The sequence below is a fragment of the Kribbella endophytica genome, assembly GCF_054781295.1.
Window position 1 is genome coordinate 2,439,711 of sequence record NZ_BAAGUR010000001.1, and the last position, 21,326, is coordinate 2,461,036.

A 21,326-nucleotide genomic window follows, 5' to 3' on the forward strand; every position below is an offset into this window, starting at 1 on the left:
CTCCCTGACTGAGTCGAACCTCACCGATCCAGACAGGCACCAGAACGGCCCCGGCCGGATCTTCGGATCCGAGCCGGGGCTGTTTTCTTTGTCCGGTACGTCGGCAGCTTGCGGCCAGCGAACGCCGGCGGTCCGACCGCTCTCTAGCCTGACGTGATGAAGAAGCAGACCTGGGGCTGGCGGTCACCGGGCTCAGCGATCCCGCCGACCAGAAGCTGCTCCGGGGCTACAGGTCCTACTACGTACACGTCGTGATCCGGAACGAGTCCGCCGCGGATCTGACCGGCTACCGCGGGCCGGCGTTCCGCGGTCTCAGTCGCGGCAAGGATCCCCATCCGGGGTTCAGCCAGCTCGGCGTGGGATCGCCGGAGTGCCCCTCGCAGATACCGTGGGACGAGCTCGAACTCCCTCACAAGGGTTCGGTGGCCAACCTGTGCGTGAGCGAGGTCGCCCTTCCGGGCAATCCGATCACGCAGTTCGTCTATCAGGGAATCCCCTACGGTCCCGGACCGATCCCTGATGGCTCGGGAACCGTCGATGAGGAACCGGCGCCGGACTACAACGAGCACTACGACCTCGGTGGCATCACCTGGCAGTAGGTATTCAGGCGTCGAGGATGAGGGTGACCGGGCCGTCGTTGGTCAGGTGGACCTGCATGTCGGCGCCGAAGCGGCCGCGTTCGACCTTGGCGCCGAGGGATTCCAGGGCGGCGCAGAAGGCGTCGTACAAGGGCTCGGAGACCGGACCGGGAGCTGCGGCGCTCCAGGACGGGCGGCGGCCCTTGCGGGTGTCGGCGTACAGGGTGAACTGGCTGATCGCGAGGATCGGGGCCTGCTCGTCGGCGGCCGAGCGTTCGTCGCGCAGGATCCGCAGCGTCCAGATCTTCGCGGCCAGTGCCTTGGCCTTCTCCTCGGTGTCGTCGTGGGTGACGCCGAGCAGCACCACCAGGCCGGGCTGATCGATCGCCCCGACGGTTTCCCCCGCGATCTCGACCGACGCGTCCGTGACTCGTTGCACCACTGCTCTCATGGAACTCAGTCTGCCGTGCCGTAAATCGTCCGGTCTTCGGGGTGGATCACGACCGAATCTCCCGTTCATCGCCGACATCTGGCACGATTCGTCCATGACGTCGACGTTGATCACCGTTGCCCCGACCGGCGCCGAGACCGCGAAGGCGGACTGCCCGGCGCTGCCCACCACGCTCGACGAACTGGTCGAGACCGCGAAGCGCTGCGAGGCGGCCGGGGCCGCGATGATCCACATCCACATCCGGGACGCCGAGCACCGCCCGACGCTCGACCTCGGCCGGCTCACCGAGACCGTCGCGGCGGTCCGGGAGAACACGGCCCTGATCGTCCAGCTGTCGACCGGCGGCGCCGTCACCGATCCGTTCGAGCACCGGCTGCGCGTCCTGGAGGCGGCCCCGGACTCCTGCTCGTTGACGATGGGCACGGTCAACTTCGGCGACGACGTGTTCATGAACCCGTGGCCGTTCGTCACCGAGCTCTACCAGCTCACGCAGGAACGGCACGTCGTACCGGAGTTCGAGCTGTTCGACCTCGGGCACGTCGCCGCGCTGCACCGGCTGCTGGACAAATTCGGCCTGCCGTACGGCGGTCGCGTGCACTGCGATCTGGTGATGGGTGTTCCCGGTGGAATGCCCGGTACGCCGGACGCACTGGTTGCCGCGGTCAACGCTCTGCCGCCGGCAGTGACGTCCTGGGCGGCCACCGGCGTCGGCCGTACGACGATCCCGGTCGCGCTGGCCGCGCTGTCGAAGGGCGGGCATCTCCGGGTCGGCATGGAGGACACCCTGACCCTGGCGAAGGGGCAGCCCGTCACGCACAACGCGGAGCTCGTCGAGCGGGCTGCCGCCCTGGCGGCCCTGGCTCAGCGGCCGCCGATGTCGCCGGACGCCGCGCGCGAACTCCTGAACGTCGCCCGCCGCGACTGAACGATCGCGACGATCACCCCGACCACGATGATCGTGGCCTCTAGCAACAACCAGTCGCGGAGGTAGTCGCGCGGCAGCACGGTCGGGTTGACGCCCTTGCCCTGACGGATCAAGAGCGGGATCGCGACGAGGGTCGTGATCCCGACGTACAGGGCTGTCGTGCGTACGGCGCCGACTGTGCGGTGGTGGCCGGGACCGATCGACCATCGGGTCAGGAGCCATCCGGCCGCGACGGTGAGCGGAACGAGCAGGAAGTCGTCGGCCAGGACGGCACCGCCGAGCCAGAGCGGCAGGCGGATCAGCGCGTCGATGCTGAGGCTCTGCAGGAGAAGACGCAGCCCCCACAGGCCGAGTCCTACGCCGACGGCTGCCATTGCAACGCGGGCGATTCTCATGCGAGCACCTCCAGGCGGTGGACCCACTTGGTCTGCAGGACACCGGGGCGGTTGGGCGCGATGATCCGGGCCGGGAAGCCGTGGTCGAGATCGAGCTCGGAGCCGTTGAGCTTCAGCGCCAGGAGCGTGAGCGGGCCGGCGGCGAACTGGGGTGGGAGCTCGCTGGTCGCGTAGAAGCCGCCCTTCTCCATCGAGACGACGCGGACGGTCGAGTGGTCGGGGGCGCCGGCCAGGCGGAGCAGGTCGCGGATCCGGATGCCTTCCCAGCTGGCGCCTTGGCTCCAGCCCTCGACGCAGGCGATCGGGAGGTCGGACCGGCTCTGCTGCAGGGACCTGAGCTCGGCGAGCGACCAAGATAGTTGCTGAGGGCCACTGATGGTGAAGCGCCAGTCGGCGCCGACCGGTACGACGCCGGCGTCGTGGGCGGTGCGGTTGACCGGGAGGGACTGCGGGCCGACGTTGGGTTTGCGGGGTGCCAGGACGGCGATCGGGCCGAAGGCGGGGGCGGACTGGCCGACCGAGGCGATGCCGACCAGGGCTCCGGCGCCGGCGACGGTGCGGAAGAGGCCGCGGCGGCTGAGGCCGGTGATCTCGGCGGGGAGGGAGTCTCTGGTGTGCGCGGGCGCGGGCTTCGGTGCGTCTGCGTCGGTGGGCTGCTCCGCGAGAGGTGCATCGGCATCGGAGAGTTGCTTGTCGAGCGATGCTTCTGCGTCTTCCTCGGTGAGCGGCGCGTACGGCGTACGGTCTGCTGCTGTTCGGCTCCAGTGGGAGCGGATCAGCGGGAGCTTGACGGCGAGGTGCACGAGCAGGGCGCCGATGATGATCCAGGCCAGCGCGTAGTGCGTTTCCTTGAAGGGGAACGGCCACGGGTACCACTGCAGGGTGTTGAGGAAGCCGATGAACAGTTCGAGCGCCATCGCCGAGACCAGGACCAGGATCGACAGGCGTTCGAGCAGGGTGGCGAGCGCGGCGCGGCTCGGCGGCCACGGGGGCTTCTCGAACAGCTTCGGGTAGACGGTCCAGAGCTTTGCCAGCAGCAACGGAATCGCGACGGTGCCGCTGAGCACGTGCAGGCCCTGCGTGACGCGGTACAGGGACGCCGGGCGGGCGGGGATGTGCAGCCAGCCCGGCGTCGCCTGCTGGAAGTGGCTGAACAGGCCGGTCAGGAAGCAGACGACGACAGCGACCGCCAGCCAGCGGCCGATCACGGTCGCGACCCTGGGGTGGTGCAGCGCGGACCTGAACGCCGGCTGCGGAGGGCTCGGGAGCTTCATTTCTCCATCAGAACGCCTCGCGTGCCGATCCGCGGGGTGGTTGCGGTTACCGCCCGCGAACGGCCGGTACGCCGGCTTACGGGTCGGGGACGGATCGCGGCCGGGGCTGGCGGGCCGCGGCCGGATTGTTGTCGGATTGCAGGTTTTGCCAGGTCGCGAGGGGCGAGGTTGCGTGTAAGGGTGGTTGGTCGCGCGGGCCGGCGGGAGTGGGATCCGCCGGGCCTGTGGATACGTCGGAACGGGTGGCACCGATTCGGCTTAACCTGAGAGTGGTCCAGCCGGAGTGCTGTGGTCGAGGTCGTAGGTCGGAGAGGGGAAGGTCAGTGAGGACGCAGTTGCGGTCGCCGGACGAGGACGTGCGTGCGATGGCCGACCTCGCGGAAGTCGGCGACTGGAGCCGGCTGTGGGGCCCGCACGAGTCCGGGCCCGCCGGGATCCGGTCGCTGGTCGCGCGCGTGGTCGCCGCGACCGGCTGGCAGCCCTGGGCGCCCGGTGACATCGACCCGTCCGAGTACGCGTGGGGGCTGGTCACCCCGCGCGAGACCGTCATGCTCGCGCTGCCGGACGCCGTACTGCCGGAGAGCCCGCGGGGCACCTGGTCGGCGTACAACATCACGGCCGAGGAGGTCCGCGACGCCGAGGACCTGATGGACGACCACTGGCCTGACCAGTTGGCGCTGGCGCGGCAGCACTGGGGCGACCCGGTGTTCGTCGGGCCGGGCGACGATCCGCGGATCCCGGGCGAGTGGCGGGAACGGCGGCGGCACCTCGCGGTGTGGCTGCGGCCCGGCGCGGAGTTCCACCTGTACGCCACCCGGCTGCTGCCGGGTGAGGCGAATCCGGCCGCCGGTTTCGCGTACTCCGTCTATGCGAGCGAGGTGGCGTGATGGCGCGATCGATCGAGGAAGAGGTCTTCGAGGACCTCTACCGCGGGATCAAGCAGGCCGCGCGGATGGTGCGCGCGACGTTCTCCGTGCTGCGGCGGTTGTTGCGTGGTCGCGCCCGGGGGCGTCAGCCGGTCGGCGCGCCGGCGATCGACGGGCCGAGCAACAACGTCCCGCCGAGCAACGAGCCGGAGCTCAGCGAGCGGGAGGTCGCGACGCAGGAGCGGCACCTCAACCGCGCGGAACGCCGGGCGATGACCGAGGCGGTCCTCACGCACCTGCGCAACAATCCGGAGGCCAAGGCCCAGCTCGACAGCCTGACCGACCACCAGCGGCGGACGCTGCTGCACGGCCTGATCGAACGCGCCCTGGACGACGACGAGCTCCGCCCCGAGAACGCCGAGGAACGCCGCGAACTGGAGCAGGGTGTCGACGGTCCCGACGTCGACCCGCTTGACCTCGACGGCAACCGCGTGCTCGACACCCGCGACCGGGACCTCCGGGACCAGGACGTCGACCGCCTGAGCGACCGCGACGGCGACCGCGTCCCCGACAACCTGGAACGCGACCGCGAGGCCGCCGAGGCCGAGCGCGAGACGAGTGAGTCCGAGCAGACCGCGGACGAGCTCGAGCGCCAGGAGGAAGAGCGCGAGGAGACCCGCGAGGCCGAGGCCCAGGAACAAGACGGAGAACGCGAACGCCGCGACGGGCCGGATGCGCTTCCCGCAGCTGCGGCTGGAGCGGCCGTTGCTGAGGGCCTGGACGGCCCGGACGAGCCGGAGGCCGATGCAGCGGTGGACGGCCCAGACGCCGACCAGCCTGCGGTCGACGCGCAGGCCGAGGCCGAGCGCGACGGCCAGGACGTGGATCAGCCGGGGTCCGATGCACAGCCTCTGGCGGACCGTGACGGTCAGGCTGCCGACCAGCCGGAGATCGACGCGCAGGCTGCGGACCAGCCCGAGATCGACGCGCAGGCTGAGGCTGACCGTGATGGGCCGGAGGTGGACCAGTCGGCGGTTGACGCACAGGCTGAGGCGGATCGTGACGGTCCGGCAGTAGACCAGCCGACGGCCGACGCGCAGGCTGAGGCGGATCGCGATGGGCAGGAGACCGGGCAGCCGGCCGTCGACGCGCAGGCTGAGGCGGCGGATCGTGAGCAGGTCGACCGGGCTGAGGGTGACCCGCAGGTGGAGCAGGGCGAGGTTGCGCGCGACGACGTAGAGGTTGATCGGGCGGAGCCTGTGACCGACCCCGAGCAGGCTGACCGCGAGGCCGATCAGGAGCCTCAGGAGGTCGACCAGGCTGAGCCGGCGGTTGACCAGCAGGCGGCAGATCGTGATCAGGAGCAGCCCGATCGCGACCAGCAGGCTGAGCCTGACCGGGATCAACAGGCTGAGCCTGACCGGGACCAGCAGGCTGAGACCGAGCTGGACTCGCAGGAGGTCGACCAAGCCGATCAGCAGCGTGACCCGCAGGAGATCGAGCAGACCGAGCCGGACCGCGATCCGCAAGGAGTCGACCAGGCTCAGCTGGACCGGGATTCGCAGGAGGCCGAACAGGGGCAGCCTGTGGTGGACGAGCAGGCGGCGGACCGTGATCAGGTCGACCGGGCTGAGGGCGACCCGCAGGTGGAGCAGGGCGAGGCCGCGCGCGACGACGTACAGGTTGATCGTGAGCAGCCTGAGGTGGACCGGGCCGGTGTGGATCCGCGCGATCAGTCCGAGGTCGACCAACCCGAACCGGAACGCGACGGCCCCGAGCAGGACCAGCCCGAGCGCGATCAGGCCGAACGCGACCAGGCGGAGCAGAACCCCGACGGCCGGGACGAGGCTGAGCAGGATCAGGCGGGCCGGGACCAGGCTGAGCAGGACCAGCCTGGGCGGGATCAGGTCGAGCAGTCAGGGCAGGAGCAGCTTGCGCGGGAGCAGGCTGAGCTGGACCGGAACGACCCTACGGTCGACGGACCGGAGCGCGACCAGGAGGACCGCCAGGGACCCGCGGCAGAGCAGGACCGTCAGGGGCCTGAAGCGGATCAGGATCGTGAGGGACCCGGTGCAGAGCAGAACCAGCAGGACCCTGAGGTGGAGACTTCATCCCTGCCGACCGGTGGGGACCTGCGCGCCGAAGCGCAGGCACGCGAGGCCCAGAAGCCTTCAGGCCCGCTGGAAACACAGCTGGAAGCCGACCGGAATCGCGAGAACGCTCTGAGGAGTGGCGAGCAGGGTCAGGGGCAGCAGGGGTACAGCCAGCCGCTGTCCGACACCGAGAAGGCCAAGCTCGACTCCCTCACCCGAGGCGGCGTCACCGGCCCCGCCGAACGCGACCCCCGCGGCGACCGCCAACTCGAACCAGCCGGCCAAGCCGGCCGCACCCCCGGCGCCCAGCACCAACGCGACACCCAGCAGCCCTCCCAAGACCCAGAACGAACCCGCTAACCCCCAACGCTCCCGCCGTCCCAGAGACGGCGGGAGCAGACCTGTGCCCAACAAGCGGCCTGCACAGAAGCGCTCGTCGGGGGCCATCCGCACGGAACTGCCTGCTGAGGTAGCCGGTTCCTGTTCAAGGTCGCGGCTCGGGTCCCCGGTTCCTACTTGGGCGGCGGCAGCGGCCGTAGGTGGGATCGGTTGTCTGCCGGGATGCCGGGATGCCGGGATGCCGGGATGCCGGGACGGCGGGATGGCGGCGGGCGTGAGGCCGTGGCGCGCAGCGGCCAGCCGGGTGGGCGTACGGTCAAGCGGCAGGCCAGCCGGGCAGCTGGGCAGGCGTCTGGGCGTGCGGTTGAGCGGCCGGCCAGATGAGCAGGTCTGCTGCGGTCAGTAGACGATGGCTTGGGCGTTGTCCTGGAGGATTTCTTCGGTGAACGCCGGGGCGCCGGCTATGCGGGTGCCGGGGAGGAGGTCTGACTCCGTCAGGGCTCGGCGTTTGGCGCATTGGGTGCAGACGGTGAGGGTTCCGCCGGTGAGGACTGCTGACAGGAGGTCCGCCAGGGGTGCGGCGTGGGGGAGGTCGAAGGCCTCAGCCTTGCCGGGGACGGCGAACCAGACGGCTTCGCCGGTGAGCCAGAGGGAGACGGGGGCGCCGGAGGCGACGGCGGTGGCGGCTACCGTGAAGGCCTGGTTGGCGCGTTCGGGTTCTTCGGCGCCTGCGGTCAGCTTGATCACCAGCGTGCGGGACATCACGCCACCGTAGCCCAGGGCCCGCCGGGGTATCCCCTAGACTGGCGAACGTGCTGCATGTCATCTTCACGACCCTGCTGGTCCTGGTCAGTGTGTTCATGGCCTGGTTCTCGGCGTTCGTCGTCTACCGGCTGTACCGCGGCCGCAGCGCGAACTGACCCGGGAAACCACCGATGGCCTTCGAGATCCCGCAGGACCTGCACCCCGACCTGATGCCGCTCGCCTGGCTGCTCGGCCGGTGGGAGGGCCGCGGGCACGGCGACTACCCGACGATCGAGAAGTTCGAGTTCGGGCAGCAGATCGACTTCAGCCACAACGGCAAGCCGTACCTGCACTACGTCAGCCAGACCTACGTGGTCGGTGAGGACGGCACCAAGGAGCGTCCGCTGGCCGTGGAGACCGGCTTCTGGCGGCCCAAGCCGGACAACAAGCTCGAGGTCGTGCTGGCGCACCCGACCGGCTTCGCCGAGGTCTGGTACGGCGAGATCGAGGGCGCCAAGGTCGAGATGCGGACCGACGTGATCGCCCGGACGGCCACCGCCAAGGAGGTTGCCGCCGGTCACCGCCTCTACGGCCTGGTCAAGGGCGAACTGCTCTGGGCGTACGACATGGCCGCCGAAGGCCAGCCGCTCCAGCCCCACCTCTGGGCGACCCTCGTCCGGGTCTGACCTCCGTCAGATCAGACCTCCGTACGGCGTCTAGCTCTCCGACACCCAGCTGTACTCCACCTTCGGCCGCCCGCTGCGGCCGTCGTAGCGCTGTGTGCGCAGGGCCTGCTGCTGGTCGGCCAGGTGCTCGAGGTAGCGGCGCGCGGTGATGCGCGAGGTCCCGAGCTCGGCGGCGACCTCCTCGGCGGTCCAGCTTTCGCGGTTGCCGAGCAACTGCACCACCCGATCGAGCACCGACCCAGCCAGCCCCTTGGGGACTGACGAAACAGTTGCCGGATGCAACAGTCGGTCGACCTCGTCCTGATCGGCGACGACCTGACCGGCCTCAGCGGCTCGTCGCTGGCGGGCGTAGGCCGACAGTCGATCCCGCAAAGTCTCGAAAGCAAAGGGTTTCAGCACGTACTGCACCACGCCGATCCGCGCAGCAGCCTGTACGGCGGACACCTCGCGCGCCGACGTCACCGCCACCACGTCCGTGACGTTGCCCTGGGCGCGCATCCGCCGTACGACGTCCAGCCCGTGCCCGTCCGGCAGGTTCATGTCGAGCAGCACCAGGTCGATCTGGCCGTGCGACAACACGGACAACGCACGCGCTGCAGTCCCGGCGATACCTACACAAGTGAAGCCAGGAAGCCGATCGACATAAGTACGGTGTGCCTCGGCGGCCACCGGGTCGTCCTCGACCACAAGCACCCGCAGCAGGTCAGGCACTCGCGCTCACCGCCCGAGGCAGCCGCACGCGCACCGTCAGCGCGGGGATCTCGTCCAGCTCGGAGTCCGGGTCGACCATCAACGTCCCCTGCCAACGCTCGACCGTGCTGCGGACCAGCACCAGTCCGAGTCCGTGTCCTGGCTCGTTCTTCGTCGTCCAGCCGCGCTCGAACATCCGGGCCAGTTCGACCGACCCCAGCTCGGCGCCGGTGTTGGTCACCGCGAGGTCGATCGCGTCCGGCGTCGTACCGGCTTTCAGCTCGACGCGTCGGGGCGCCGGTCCGGTCCGAGCAGCCTCGATCGCGTTGTCGAGCAGGTTCCCGACCACGGTCACCACGTCCTGCGCGGGCAGCCGCGTGTTGAGCGCCTCGGAGCCGAGCTCCAGCGTGAGCAGTACGCCGCGCTCCTGCGCCTGCGACAGCTTTGCCAGCAGCAGCGACGCGAGCACCGGGTCGCCAACCGTGCCGACCACCCGATCCGTCATCGCCTGTGCGAACTGCAGTTCCGACACCGCGAACTCCCGCGCCCGCTCCGGCCGGCCGATCTCGATCAGGCTGACGACGGTGTGCAGCCGGTTCGAGGCCTCGTGGTTCTGCGCCTCGAGCGACTCGGCCAGGCTCCGGACCGCGTCCAGCTCGCCGAGCAGCGCCTGCAGCTGGGTGTGGTCCCGCAGCGTCACGATCCGCCCGGAGCGCGCGGGTTGCTGGTTCACCACGACCACGCCGAACGCGCCGAGGTGCAGTTCGTCGTACGCCGTACGCCCGGCCCTCAACAGGTCGGACAACGCGACCGGAAGATGCAGCTCCTCGACGGAGGTGCCGGCGGGGATCGCCTGAAGCCCGAGCAACCGCCGCGCCTCCTCGTTGACCAGCTGGACCCGTCCGTCGGCGTCGATCAGCAGCAGGCCTTCGCGGGCGGCGCGCAGTACGCCCTGGTAGAAGTCGAGCATCCAGGCGAGCGTCTGCGTCCCCATCCCGCGGGTCGCGCGGCGGACCCGCCAAGCGACCAGCGCGTTGCCCGCGATCGCGACCCCGAGCATCAGGCTGGCGATGCCGAGCATCGTCCGGGTCTCGGCCCGCAGCAGCTCGTCCCAGCCCGGGGGCTGCAGACCGGCGGCCGCGGCGTCACGGTCGGCCTGCGAGCGGGCGCGGCTGGCGAGCGTGATCCAGACCATCGCGATCAGCACCGCGACCGTGCCGGTCTGCAGCCAGAGCACCTGGCGCCGCAGCTCCCACGGCCGACGTTTCATGCCGACATTCTCCACACCACCGCCACCACTGGTAGTGCGCGGCATCTGTTCGCCGCCGTACGACGGTTCGCCGCGCGCCGAAGTGTGGGTGACGGCCGCGAACGATATGAACGAAATGCGCAGTTGTCCTGTGCGTCACGTCACAGTTACTCAGAACCGCCCGGAACCAGCTCTGCCGGCCAAGGAGCCTCGTATGTCGAGCACCGATCCCCGTCCCACCCCGGTCCGCAACGACCGGACCCACTTCCTCTACATCGCCGTCATCGTCGCCGTCGCCCTCGGTATCGGCGTCGGGTTCCTGTTCCCGGACTTCGCGGTCGAGCTGAAACCGCTCGGCACCGGGTTCGTGAACCTGATCAAGATGATGATCAGCCCGATCATCTTCTGCACGCTGGTGCTCGGCATCGGCTCGGTCCGCCAGGCCGCCAGCGTCGGCAAGGTCGGCGGCCTCGCGCTGATCTACTTCATCGTGATGTCGACCGTGGCGCTGGGCATCGGCCTGGTCGTCGGCAACCTGGTCCAGCCGGGGTCCGGCCTGAACCTGACCGACAAGCTGCGCGAGACCGGCCAGAAGCAGGTCGGCGCGGCGCACGAGACCACCACCGACTTCATCCTCGGCATCATCCCGAAGACGGTCGTCTCGGCGCTGACCGAGGGCGAGGTGCTGCAGACCGTCTTCGTGGCGCTGCTGATCGGCTTCGCGCTGCAGGCGCTGGGCTCGAAGGGCCAGCCGGTCCTGACCGGGATCGCGCACCTCCAGCGACTGGTCTTCAAGGTGCTGGCGATGATCATGTGGGCCGCCCCGATCGGTGCCTTCGGCGCGATCGCCGCGGTCGTCGGCGCCACCGGCGTGGACGCTCTGGTCAGCCTCGGCAAGATCATGATCGCCTTCTACATCACGTGCGCGCTGTTCGTGATCGTTGTCCTGGGCACCATTCTTCGGGTGGTCACCGGGCTGTCGATCTTCCAGCTGCTGCGCTACCTCGGCCGCGAGTTCCTGCTGATCGTGTCCACGTCGTCGTCGGAGACCGCCCTGCCCCGGCTGATCGGCAAGATGGAGCACCTCGGGGTGTCCAAGAGCGTGGTCGGCATCACCGTCCCGACCGGCTACTCGTTCAACCTGGACGGCACCGCGATCTACCTGACGATGGCGTCGCTGTTCATCGCCGAGGCGATGGACCAGCCGTTCTCGATCGGGCAGCAGGTCTCCCTGCTGGCGTTCATGATCATCGCCTCGAAGGGTGCCGCCGGCGTCACCGGCGCCGGCCTGGCCACGCTGGCCGGCGGCCTGCAGTCGCACCGGCCGGAGCTGGTCGACGGTGTCGGCCTGATCGTCGGTATCGACCGGTTCATGTCCGAGGCCCGCGCGCTGACGAACTTCGCCGGCAACGCGGTCGCCACGCTGCTGGTCGGCCACTGGGTCGGCGAGCTCGACCGCGATCAGGTCAAGCAGGTCTTCGCCGGTGAGGACCCGTTCGACGAGGCTGCTTTCGCCGCCGGGGACACCCACGCGGGCGACGTACCGGAAGCTGTCACGACAGGTCCTGAGACTCAGGACCGCACTCACTAGTCCAACCGTCCCACCCCTCAGCCAGCGCCCGTCAGCCACAGATGACGGGCGCTGGTGCCTTTACTGCCCAGCCAGGATCTCGACCACAGGTGCCAGCTCTTCCAGGTACGCCGAGTTCACGCTGATGTACGACGCACCGAGCACCTCGCGCCGCCGCAGCAGCTCGTCCGCCATCTGACGCGGACCACCCGGCAGCAGCATCAGCGAGTCGGTCGCCCGCAGTGCCTCCGGCTCCACGCCGGTCGCCATCTTCGTCCACGGCGGCAGCTCGCCGTCCCCGGCCGCGAACAGGTTCAGCGCCAGCTCGATGTCGTCGGCCCGGTCGCCCGCCAGCGTCCGCAGTTCGTCGGCGAGCTGGATCACCTCGGCAGGCGGCGTCAGCGCACCCTTCGCGATCGACACCACGTCGGCCCGCTCGGCAGCCAGCGCCAGCGACTTCGGCCCGCCCGCGGCCATGATCACCGGGGTGTGCCGATCGCCGTCCAGCTCGGCCAGGTGGTCGAGCGTCTCCCGCACCTGCTGCAGCCGTTCCGCACCCGTCCCGTACGGCAGCCCGAGCTTCTCGGCGAACTTGTCCGTCCCCGGCCGCCCGGTGCCGATCCCGAACTCGAACCGCCCGTCGGTCAGCACGGTGAGCGTGTGCGCGTCCCAGGCGGCGGCGTACGGGGTGCGCATCGGCGCGGCCGCGACGAAGGTGCCGACGCGGATGTCGGCGACCGCCGCGGCCATCGCCAGCGAGGGGAACGGCGACAGCAACTGCAGCCCGTCGGGCATCAGGACCGTCGAGTACCCGAGCTCCGCGGCCCGCCGTACGGTCTTCGTCCACTGGTCCGGGCTGCCGTCGGCCGGCGTGGCCACGATGCCGAACCTGAAGCGCTTGTCTGTCATCGTCCTGTCCTCTCCGAGTGGTACCTCCAGCCTCGCGATCGGGGCGGTTGTCCACATCCCACAGCGGGAGGCGTTCGCCGTACGCCGGGCGACGTACGCTGGTGACATGTCATCCACGCGCAGCCCCCTGCTGGACCTGCCCGCGGCGGTCGAGGCCGACGGCCTGGACGCCGGAGTCGCGGCGCACTACGGCTCGGACCTGCGCGAGCAACGCGCGCTCGCCCAAGGCCAGGGGTACGTCGACCTGTCCCACCGCGACGTGGTCACGATCAGCGGGCCGGACCGGCTCACCTGGCTGCACGCGCTCACGACCCAGTACTTCGAGGGCCTCGAGGCCGGTACGTCGACGACGGCGCTGCTGCTGTCCCCGACCGGTCACGTCGAGCACGCGATGTACGGCGTCGACGACGGCGAGACGTTCTGGCTGCACACCGAGCCGGGCGCGGCCGCCGCGCTGATCGAGTGGTTGCAGAAGATGGTGTTCATGACCCGGGTGGAGATCACCGACGTCACCGACCGCTTCGCGATCGTGTGGCGTCCGGGCGCGGCGCCGACCGAGGGGCCGCTGACGCGGTCCGGAGGCGACTCGCTCGGTGGGTACGAGGTGTTCCTGCCGCGGGAGGAGCTTTCGGCGTACGCCGAACTTGCCGGCCCGCCGGCGGGCGTATGGGCGTACGAGGCGCTGCGGATCGAGGCCGGTCACCCGCGGTTCGGACTCGACACCGACGAGCGCGCGATCCCGAACGAGCTCGGCTGGCTCGGCGTCGGCGTCCACCTGAACAAGGGCTGCTACCGCGGCCAGGAGACGGTCGCACGGGTGCACAACCTGGGCCGTCCGCCGCGTCGGCTGGTCCGGCTGCACATGGACGGCTCGGTCGATCACCTGCCGCAGCACGGGTACGCCGTACGGGCGGGTGAGAAGCAGGTCGGGTTCATCGGGTCCGCCGCGCGGCACCACGAACTCGGGCCGATCGCGCTGGCGCTGGTGAAGCGCTCGGTGGACAGCGAGGTCGAGCTGCAGGTCGTCGCCGAGGAGCAGCCGACCGTGACCGCGACGCAGGAGCTGATCGTCGACCCGGAGGTCGGGCTGCACGTCCGCAGCCGGCTGTGAGCCTGGGGCGTGTCGCCCGATCCCCCGCCTACTGCGCGGCACCCGGCACGGCATCTCGGCGCACGGGAGCCAAGGGCACGATGCTTCGCATCGCCACCCTCGTCTCCCGCACGCCGAGCTACCGCACCGGGCACCTGCTCGCTACGGCGGGGGATCGGGCGACACGCCCTCATCCCCAACTGGGGTTTTTGCTCCTGACTTCGCGGCCGTACAGTTCAGGCGTGACCGAACCTGTGATCGTGGCCGACGTCGTCCGCAGCGACTTCGTCGAAGGGCACCACCGCGGCTCCGTCGTGGTGACGAACCCCGACGGCGGCGTCGAGTGGTCGGTCGGCGTGGTCGACCAGCCGATGTTCCCGCGCTCGTCGAACAAGCCGATGCAGGCGCTCGGCATGCTGCGCCACGGGCTCGACCTGGACGGCCGGCTGCTCGCGCTCGCCGGCGCCTCTCACTCGGGCGAGCAGATTCATCTGGACGGCGTACGGGAGATCCTTGCGGGGGTCGGGCTGGACGATAGCGCGCTGCGGACTCCGGCGCAGTACCCGGTCGAGGACGCCGTACGGGACGAGTGGGTTCGCGCCGGGCACGGTCCGGAGCCGATCACGATGAACTGCTCGGGCAAGCACGCCGCGATGATCGCGACCTGCGTCGCGAACGGCTGGCCGATCCACGACGACGCGTTCGCGACCAGCCCGGACGGCGTCTGGGGTGCCGACGACTACCGGTCGCCGAAACACCCGCTGCAGCAGGTGATCCGGACCGCCGTCGAGGACTCGGCCGGCGAGAAGGTCTCGCACGTCGCGGTCGACGGTTGCGGGGCGCCGATCTTGGCGATCAGCCTGGCCGGCCTGGCGCGCTCGTTCGGACTGTTCGCGGCGGCTGAGCCGGCGACGCTGGAAGGCCGGGTCGCGGATGCGTTCCGGGCGTTCCCGGAGTACGCCAGTGGTACTCGGCGCGACGAGGCCGAGCTGATCCACGCGATCCCGGGCCTGTTCTGCAAGGTCGGTGCCGAGAGTGTGTACGCCGTGGGGCTGGCCGACGGCCGCGGCATCGCGGTGAAGATCGAGGACGGCAGCGCCCGCGCGCGGGCAGTCGTGATGGCCGCAACGCTGAAGATGCTGGGCCTGGACCACGAGGTCCTCGACAAGCAGCTGCACTTCCCCCTGCTGGGCGGGGGAGTGCAAGTCGGCTCCGTTCGACCGCACACGCCCGCCTTCGCCTAGGCCCCGGCTGCTTCGCCTCCTTCCCCCCGTCCCGCGGGCGGGACGGTGCTTTTCAGCGCCTGTCACTCGGGGTGAGCGGGCTCACCTGTGTTCTGCTTGCAATTGCAAGCACTCTGCTAGCACACTGGACGCATGGCCAGGTTGAGTGATCGTGCGGCGGACGCAGTGGGTTCGGTGGGGGAGTACCTCGCCGAGCAGCGGCGGCACGCGCAGTTGTCGTTGCGGCAGCTGTCCGACCTGGCCGGCGTCTCGAACCCGTACCTCAGCCAGATCGAGCGCGGGCTGCGCAAGCCGTCGGCCGACGTGCTGCAGCAGCTGGCCAAGGCCCTGCGGATCTCCGCGGAGACCCTCTACATCCGGGCCGGCATCCTCGATCCGGACGACGGCGCCGACGGCGCCCAGCGCGCGACCGGCGTGGTCGACGCGATCCTGCTCGACCCGCTGCTGAGCGAGCGGCAGAAGCGCGTGCTGCTCGACGTTTACGGATCCTTCGTCCGGGAGAACGCACCCGAGGACGATGTTCCGGCCCAGAAGACGGCTCAGCCCGTCAAGAAGACCGCGGCGGCGAAGAAGCCCGCGGCCCCCAGAACCCCTGCACGAAAAAGCACTGCCAAATAAACCCGTTCTGCTCCCGAGGAGAAGCCTGATGGCTACCCGTACCCCCGTCACGCCCCTGTACGTCATCGCCGGTGCCGGCGACCTGGCCGTGGAGAAGTTCCGCGCGGTCAGCGAGGACGTCACCGCCCGGTTCGCCAAGCTCGACCAGGACGCCCTGCAGTCGACGCTGCGCACCGAGCTCAACAAGCGCCAGGTCGAGCTGTCCAAGCGCCTCGAGGCGCTGGCCGCCGACGCGAAGACCGTCCCGGCCAAGCTGCGCGAGCTGCCGGCCGTCGCGCAGGCCGGTCTGACCACCGTCCTCGGCCAGGCCGAGGAGACCTACGACGACCTGGCCACCCGCGGCGAGGAGATCGTCGGCCGGATCCGCACCCAGAAGGCCACCGAGGACCTCGAGGCCCAGGCCAAGACCACGGTCAGCAAGGCCAAGGCGACCCGCACCACCGCGCGCAAGACCGCGGACAGCGCCACCCGCAACGTCAAGGCGACCGCGACCAGCGCCCGCAAGACCGCGAAGACGGCCGCCAAGGCCGCCGGCGACGCCGCCGCCAAGGTCGGCGACTGACCGTAGTTCCCGCGTGGCGCCCTGACGCCGTACGCCGCAACACGCCGACGGGTGGTCCGAATCTGCCGCTGAGCAGAGGTGGGCCACCCGTCTGCTTGTTAGGCTCGTACGCATGCTCCCACTCGCCACGTTCCCGACCCTGTTCCCGGGGTTCGGCAATCCGTTCGACGTCATCTGGTGGGTGCTGCTCGGCCTGAAGCTGGTCGCGCTGGTGGACGCCGCCTTCCGGCCACGCCAGGTGTTCGTCGCGGCGGACAAGCTGACCAAGCCCGGCTGGGTGCTGATCCTGGCGACGTTCTCGCTGTCGCAGATCTTCCAGGGCGGCTGGCTGAGCTTCTTCGGCCTGATCGGCATCGTCGCCGCCGGCGTCTACCTGGTCGACGCCCGGCCCGCCCTGCGCGCCGCCAGCGGCCGGGGCCGCGGCGGAGGCTGGGGCATCCGCCGCCGGCGCGGTCCGCGCCCGCTCTGATCCACCCACGCCCCTCGCCCCAGCCCCCGCCCCCCGCGCATTTGGTGGGTTAACCCACCAAATGGCCCCTTGGCCCACGGAATTCCGGTGGGCCAAGGGGCCAACTGGCGGGTTAACCCACCAAATGGACTGGGGCGCTACGACCGGTAGACGATCACCTTGTCGCCGACCTTGACCTGGTCGAACAGCCACTTGAGCTTGGTCAGGTCACGGACGTTCACGCAGCCGTGCGAGGCGCCGGCGTAGCCGCGGGCGGCGAAGTCGGACGAGTAGTGCACGGCCTGGCCGCCGCTGAAGAACATCGCGTACGGCATCGGGGAGTCGTACAGCTTGGAGACGTGGTTGCGGCTCTTCCAGCCGACCGAGAACGCGCCCTCGCGGGTCGCGGTCTTCTTCGCGCCGAACCGGACGTCGAACTGCAGCTTCACCACGCCGTCGACGACGTACCGCAGCTTGCGGGTGGACTTGTCGATGCACAACGCCGTCCCGGTCGCGCAGCGCTGGTCGAGCTTCTTGCCGTCGACCACGGGCGCGGGCGGGAAGAGCTCCTTCTGCGTCGGCTCGTGGGTCCCGGCCTTCAGCTGGTCCCAGGTGTTCTGGTCGACGTAGCCGAGCTCGGGAATCCCCTTGGAGGCCTGGAACTTCTTCACCGCGGTGCGGGTCATCGTGCCGAAGGAGTTGTCCAGCCACTGCTTGTCGAGCAGCTTGAGCTGGATCAGCCGCGCCTCGACCTTGCGGACGTCGGCGCTGCTGGCGCCGTTGCTCCACAGGGCCTTCGGGTAGATCGGCAGCTCACCGCTGACCTCGAACGGCACGGTCTTCAGATCGGTGGAGGCCGCCGGAGCAGCCGAGGCCTCACTTCCGGAACCGTTCAGTCCGTAAACCACCAGCCCGGTCGCCGCCGCGGCGACGACCATCCCGGCCAGCACATGCCGGATCGCCGACGCCTTCCGTACCCAGTTCCGCGCGCGCATTGGTGTACCCCTCGTTCAGCTTTTCCCCTGTACCTACTGGGACGTCCTCACCGGCCCAATGGTTGGCCCCCACCCACAACTGACGAGTCAGAGTAAATCGCCAACCACCGTCGGTACACCTGTCGTGAGCGACTCGTGACCTGTTGCACACCCAGTGTGTGCCTCCCAGTTCCCGCCTACTGCGCGGCACCCGGCACGGCACCTCGGCGCACTGGCGCAAAGCCCACGATGGAAAAGCATCGAGGGCTTCACTCCAGCACGCCGAGCTGCCGCGCCGGGCACCTGCTCGCTACGGCGGGAACTGGGAGGCACACACTGGCCGGATGGAGATCGTCCTGAGTACCGCCGACATCACCACGGTCCCGGCCGACGCGATCGTGAACGCTGCCCACCACGCCCTGCGCGGCGGCGGAGGAGTCGACGGAGCGATCCACCGGGCCGGTGGTCCGACGCTGCTGGACGAGCTGATCGAGCGTTATCCGAGGGGTCTGCCGACCGGCGAGGCGGGCTGGACGACGGCGGGGAAGCTGCCCGCGTCGTACGTGATCCACGCGGTCGGGCCGAATCACCGGGCGGGGCAGACGGATCCGGCGCTGCTCGAGTCCTGCTACCGCAACGTGCTGCGGATCGCGGACGAGCTCGGCGTACGGCGGCTGAGCCTGCCGGCGGTGTCGGCGGGGATCTACGGCTGGCCGGCGCGGTCGGCGGCGGAGATCGCCGTCGGGACGTTGCGCCGTACGGCGTCGGGCGTGGAGACGGCGACGTTCTGCCTGGTCGAACCCCGGCTCTACAAGGCCTTCCACACAGCAACGGCGGCCGAGGAGTAGTCCTCGACCGCCGTACGGAAAGTGCTGTTGATCAGGCGCTGTAGACCAGGATGCGGTCGCCGACCTTCACCCGGTTGAAGATCCAGGCGATCTTGTTCTTGTCGCGCATGTTGACGCAGCCGTGCGAGGCGCCGTTGTAGCCGCGGGCCTTGAAGTCCGACGAGTAGTGGATCGCCTGGCCGCCGCTGAAGAACATCGCGTACGGCATCGGCGACTTGTAGATCGACGAGACGTGGTTCTTGGACTTGCGCTGCAGCTTGAAGAAGCCGTTGCGGGTCGGCGTGCGCGGCGCGCCGAAGCGGGCGTCACCGGTGGCCAGCAGCTTCCCGTTGTACAGGAACGCGACCTTGCGGGTCTTCTTGTTGACGCAGATGATGCGACCGGTCATGCAGCGCTTGTCGAGGCGCAGCTTGCCGGGGACGAGCACGTTCTTCGCCGCCGGCTTGGCCGGCTTCTTCGCAGCCGGCGCCGCCGCCTGCACTACGACCGCCTTGGCCGCGGTCGCGGGCTTGGCCGACGGAGCCGCTCCCGCCGTACCGGTGGCAGCGAACACGCCGACCCCCAGCATCGCGACGGCCGTCGTGGTGGCGCCGAGCTTACGCAGAATCCCCATGAATCCTTGTCCCTTCCCCCAACTGAGTACCGCAAAATGATGTTGCCACTGTGTAGACGACGAAGCAGGCACTCCGGTTGGTCACGATCCGGAAAACTTCCCCCGTGGATCGCGACCAGCCGGTGAACCGCTGCTGATCAGGCCTTGTTCTTGCGGCCCAGCTTCGCGCGCTCGACCTGGGTCAGCGCGACCTTGCGGATCCGGATCGCGTCCGGGGTGACCTCGACGCACTCGTCCTCGCGGCAGAACTCCAGCGACTGCTCCAGCGAGAGCTTGCGGGCCGGGACCAGCTTCTCGAACTCGTCCGCGTTCGACCGGACGTTGGTCATCTTCTTCTCACGGGTGATGTTCACGTCCATGTCGTCGGCGCGCGAGTTCTCGCCGATCACCATGCCCTCGTACACATCGGTGCCCGGCTCGCAGAACATCGTGCCGCGCTCCTGCAGGTTCACCATCGCGTACGACGTGGTGACGCCGGTGCGGTCGGAGACCAGCGAGCCCGACGGGCGCGTGCGCAGCTCGCCGAACCACGGCTCGTACCCCTCGAACACGTGGTGCGCGATACCGGTACCGCGGGTGTCGGTGAGGAACTCGGTGCGGAAGCCGATCAGGCCACGCGCCGGGACCAGGAACTCCATCCGGACCCAGCCGGTGCCGTGGTTGGTCATCTGCTCCATCCGGCCCTTGCGGACCGCGAGCAGCTGGGTGACCGTGCCGAGGTACTCCTCGGGGCAGTCGATCGTGAGGCGCTCGACCGGCTCGTGGCGCTTGCCGTTGATCTCGCGGGTGACCACCTGCGGCTTGCCGACGGTCAGCTCGTAGCCCTCGCGGCGCATCTGCTCGACCAGGATGGCCAGCGCCAGCTCACCACGGCCCTGCACCTCCCAGGTGTCGGGACGCTCGGTCGGCAGCACCTTGAGCGACACGTTGCCGATCAGCTCGCGGTCCAGCCGGTCCTTGACCAGGCGGGCGGTGACCTTGGTGCCCTTGATCCGGCCGGCCAGCGGCGACTGGTTCGTCCCGATCGTCATCGAGATGGCCGGCTCGTCGACGGTGATGAGCGGCAGGGCGACCGGGTTCTCCGGGTCGGCCAGGGTGTCGCCGATCATGATCTCCGGGATCCCGGCGATCGCGACGATGTCACCCGGTCCGGCCGAGTCGCCGGGGACGCGCTCGAGCGCCTCGGTGATCAGCAGTTCGGTGATCTTGACCCGTTGGATGGTGCCGTCGTGCTTGCACCACGCGACCTGCGAGCCCTTCTTCAGCGTGCCCTCGTGCACCCGGACCAGCGCGAGCCGGCCGAGGAACGGCGAGGCGTCCAGGTTGGTGACGTGCGCCTGCAGCGGCGCGCCCTCGGTGTACTCCGGGGCCGGAACGTTCGCGAGGATCGTCTCGAACAGCGGCTCGAGGTCTTCGGAGTCCGGCATCCCGCCGTCGGCCGGCTGGGTCAGCGAGGCGCGACCGGCGCGGGCCGAGGCGTAGACGACCGGGAAGTCCAGCGCGGACTGGTCGGCGTCGTGGTCCAGCAGGTCGAGGAACAGCTCGTAGGTCTCGTCGACGACCTCGGAGATCCGGGCGTCGGGGCGGTCCACCTTGTTCACCACGAGGATCACCGGCATGTTCCGCGCCAGCGCCTTGCGCAGGACGAAGCGGGTTTGCGGCAGCGGGCCCTCGGAGGCGTCCACCAGCAGGACGATCGCGTCGACCATCGACAGGCCGCGCTCGACCTCACCACCGAAGTCGGCGTGGCCGGGGGTGTCGATGATGTTCAGCGTCATCTGCTCGCCGTTGGCCATCTTGTGCCGTACGGCGGTGTTCTTGGCCAGGATCGTGATGCCCTTCTCACGCTCCAGGTCACCCGAGTCCATCGCTCGCTCGTCGACGTGCTGGTGGGCTCCGAACGCGCCGGACTGCCACAGCATCGCGTCGACGAGGGTGGTCTTCCCGTGGTCGACGTGGGCCACGATGGCCACGTTGCGCAGGTCATTACGGAGGGGCATGCGGAAGCGCTCCAAGCAGTTGGACTAGCAAATCAGAGACAGGCAGTGGTTACTGAGAGTCAGGCGGTGGCTACGGCGGGTGTGGTGTCGCTCGTGGAGCCACTCGACTTACTGATCGACGCACTGCGCAGCCATCTCATCCTACCGGTGACCCCACGTG

General features: G+C 69.6%; 22 protein-coding genes. 12 read left to right on the plus strand and 10 right to left on the minus strand.

The window, feature by feature from the left end:
* The first annotated feature begins 251 nt into the window (after positions 1-251).
* On the plus strand, positions 252-599 hold the full coding sequence (locus ACYVIO_RS11670; RefSeq protein WP_460650705.1) for a hypothetical protein: 348 nt from the start codon (positions 252-254) through the stop codon (positions 597-599).
* A gap of 4 nt (positions 600-603) precedes the next feature.
* On the opposite strand, the gene dtd is transcribed toward ACYVIO_RS11670, so the two are convergent.
* Positions 604-1,029, minus strand: a complete 426-nt coding sequence (dtd, locus tag ACYVIO_RS11675) for a D-aminoacyl-tRNA deacylase (RefSeq protein ID WP_460650706.1) — start codon at positions 1,027-1,029, stop codon at positions 604-606.
* A gap of 94 nt (positions 1,030-1,123) precedes the next feature.
* Between dtd and ACYVIO_RS11680 the strand changes: the two genes are divergently transcribed.
* Positions 1,124-1,954, plus strand: a complete 831-nt coding sequence (locus ACYVIO_RS11680) for a beta-keto acid cleavage family enzyme (RefSeq protein ID WP_460650707.1) — start codon at positions 1,124-1,126, stop codon at positions 1,952-1,954.
* Here the strand turns inward: ACYVIO_RS11680 and ACYVIO_RS11685 are convergent.
* The gene (locus ACYVIO_RS11685; RefSeq protein ID WP_460650708.1) at positions 1,891-2,349 is read right to left on the minus strand and encodes a hypothetical protein; all 459 of its coding nucleotides are present in this window, start codon (positions 2,347-2,349) and stop codon (positions 1,891-1,893) included. The two genes, ACYVIO_RS11680 and ACYVIO_RS11685, sit on opposite strands and share 64 nt — an antisense overlap.
* Positions 2,346-3,623, minus strand: coding sequence for a molybdopterin-dependent oxidoreductase (locus ACYVIO_RS11690; protein ID WP_460650709.1), 1,278 nt, complete (start codon positions 3,621-3,623; stop codon positions 2,346-2,348). Before ACYVIO_RS11690 ends, ACYVIO_RS11685 begins: the two co-directional genes overlap by 4 nt.
* A gap of 323 nt (positions 3,624-3,946) precedes the next feature.
* Here ACYVIO_RS11690 and ACYVIO_RS11695 point away from each other — a divergent pair, with 323 nt between their 5' ends.
* The gene (locus tag ACYVIO_RS11695; protein WP_460650710.1) at positions 3,947-4,510 is read left to right on the plus strand and encodes a hypothetical protein; all 564 of its coding nucleotides are present in this window, start codon (positions 3,947-3,949) and stop codon (positions 4,508-4,510) included.
* Positions 4,510-6,942 (plus strand): hypothetical protein, encoded by a 2,433-nt coding sequence (locus tag ACYVIO_RS11700; RefSeq protein ID WP_460650711.1) that lies wholly within the window; start codon positions 4,510-4,512, stop codon positions 6,940-6,942. The genes ACYVIO_RS11695 and ACYVIO_RS11700 overlap by 1 nt, the downstream gene beginning before the upstream one ends.
* A gap of 378 nt (positions 6,943-7,320) precedes the next feature.
* Here the strand turns inward: ACYVIO_RS11700 and ACYVIO_RS11705 are convergent, their stop codons facing one another.
* A complete protein-coding gene (locus tag ACYVIO_RS11705; protein ID WP_460650712.1) occupies positions 7,321-7,683 on the minus strand; it encodes a DsrE family protein in 363 nt (120 codons plus the stop codon).
* Positions 7,684-7,856: 173 nt separating this feature from the next.
* Here ACYVIO_RS11705 and ACYVIO_RS11710 point away from each other — a divergent pair, with 173 nt between their 5' ends.
* On the plus strand, positions 7,857-8,351 hold the full coding sequence (locus ACYVIO_RS11710) for a heme-binding beta-barrel domain-containing protein (RefSeq protein ID WP_460650713.1): 495 nt from the start codon (positions 7,857-7,859) through the stop codon (positions 8,349-8,351).
* A 30-nt stretch (positions 8,352-8,381) separates the two neighbouring features.
* Here the strand turns inward: ACYVIO_RS11710 and ACYVIO_RS11715 are convergent, their stop codons facing one another.
* Together ACYVIO_RS11715 and ACYVIO_RS11720 are read right to left on the minus strand one after the other, a co-directional pair.
* Positions 8,382-9,062 (minus strand): response regulator, encoded by a 681-nt coding sequence (locus ACYVIO_RS11715; RefSeq protein WP_460650714.1) that lies wholly within the window; start codon positions 9,060-9,062, stop codon positions 8,382-8,384.
* Positions 9,055-10,311 (minus strand): sensor histidine kinase, encoded by a 1,257-nt coding sequence (locus tag ACYVIO_RS11720; RefSeq protein WP_460650715.1) that lies wholly within the window; start codon positions 10,309-10,311, stop codon positions 9,055-9,057. Before ACYVIO_RS11720 ends, ACYVIO_RS11715 begins: the two co-directional genes overlap by 8 nt.
* Positions 10,312-10,504: 193 nt before the next feature.
* Here ACYVIO_RS11720 and ACYVIO_RS11725 point away from each other — a divergent pair, with 193 nt between their 5' ends.
* Positions 10,505-11,881, plus strand: a complete 1,377-nt coding sequence (locus ACYVIO_RS11725; protein ID WP_460650716.1) for a cation:dicarboxylate symporter family transporter — start codon at positions 10,505-10,507, stop codon at positions 11,879-11,881.
* Positions 11,882-11,941: 60 nt separating this feature from the next.
* Here ACYVIO_RS11725 and ACYVIO_RS11730 read toward each other — a convergent pair whose 3' ends face one another.
* The gene (locus tag ACYVIO_RS11730) at positions 11,942-12,769 is read right to left on the minus strand and encodes an LLM class flavin-dependent oxidoreductase (RefSeq protein WP_460650717.1); all 828 of its coding nucleotides are present in this window, start codon (positions 12,767-12,769) and stop codon (positions 11,942-11,944) included.
* A gap of 106 nt (positions 12,770-12,875) precedes the next feature.
* On the opposite strand from ACYVIO_RS11730, the gene ygfZ reads away from it, so the two are divergent.
* The 5 genes from ygfZ (at position 12,876) to ACYVIO_RS11755 (ending at position 16,752) form a co-directional block, all read left to right on the plus strand.
* Positions 12,876-13,880: a CAF17-like 4Fe-4S cluster assembly/insertion protein YgfZ gene (gene ygfZ, locus ACYVIO_RS11735; RefSeq protein WP_460650718.1), complete on the plus strand. Its 1,005-nt coding sequence runs from the start codon at positions 12,876-12,878 to the stop codon at positions 13,878-13,880.
* 221 nt (positions 13,881-14,101) lie between these two features.
* On the plus strand, positions 14,102-15,103 hold the full coding sequence (locus ACYVIO_RS11740; protein ID WP_460650719.1) for an asparaginase: 1,002 nt from the start codon (positions 14,102-14,104) through the stop codon (positions 15,101-15,103).
* 132 nt (positions 15,104-15,235) lie between these two features.
* A complete protein-coding gene (locus ACYVIO_RS11745) occupies positions 15,236-15,721 on the plus strand; it encodes a helix-turn-helix domain-containing protein (RefSeq protein WP_460650720.1) in 486 nt (161 codons plus the stop codon).
* A gap of 28 nt (positions 15,722-15,749) precedes the next feature.
* Positions 15,750-16,283, plus strand: a complete 534-nt coding sequence (locus tag ACYVIO_RS11750) for a hypothetical protein (protein ID WP_460650721.1) — start codon at positions 15,750-15,752, stop codon at positions 16,281-16,283.
* Positions 16,284-16,395: 112 nt separating this feature from the next.
* A complete protein-coding gene (locus ACYVIO_RS11755; RefSeq protein WP_460650722.1) occupies positions 16,396-16,752 on the plus strand; it encodes a DUF2516 family protein in 357 nt (118 codons plus the stop codon).
* A gap of 137 nt (positions 16,753-16,889) precedes the next feature.
* On the opposite strand, the gene ACYVIO_RS11760 is transcribed toward ACYVIO_RS11755, so the two are convergent.
* Positions 16,890-17,726, minus strand: coding sequence for a L,D-transpeptidase family protein (locus ACYVIO_RS11760; RefSeq protein WP_460650723.1), 837 nt, complete (start codon positions 17,724-17,726; stop codon positions 16,890-16,892).
* A 323-nt stretch (positions 17,727-18,049) separates the two neighbouring features.
* Here ACYVIO_RS11760 and ACYVIO_RS11765 point away from each other — a divergent pair, with 323 nt between their 5' ends.
* Complete coding sequence (locus ACYVIO_RS11765) at positions 18,050-18,553, plus strand: macro domain-containing protein (protein ID WP_460650724.1); 504 nt, start codon at positions 18,050-18,052, stop codon at positions 18,551-18,553.
* A 31-nt stretch (positions 18,554-18,584) separates the two neighbouring features.
* On the opposite strand, the gene ACYVIO_RS11770 is transcribed toward ACYVIO_RS11765, so the two are convergent.
* Both ACYVIO_RS11770 and typA read right to left on the minus strand, forming a co-directional pair.
* Positions 18,585-19,166 (minus strand): L,D-transpeptidase, encoded by a 582-nt coding sequence (locus tag ACYVIO_RS11770; RefSeq protein ID WP_460650725.1) that lies wholly within the window; start codon positions 19,164-19,166, stop codon positions 18,585-18,587.
* Between the two features lie 137 nt (positions 19,167-19,303).
* Positions 19,304-21,166, minus strand: coding sequence for a translational GTPase TypA (gene typA, locus ACYVIO_RS11775; RefSeq protein ID WP_460650726.1), 1,863 nt, complete (start codon positions 21,164-21,166; stop codon positions 19,304-19,306).
* Positions 21,167-21,326: the final 160 nt, after the last annotated feature.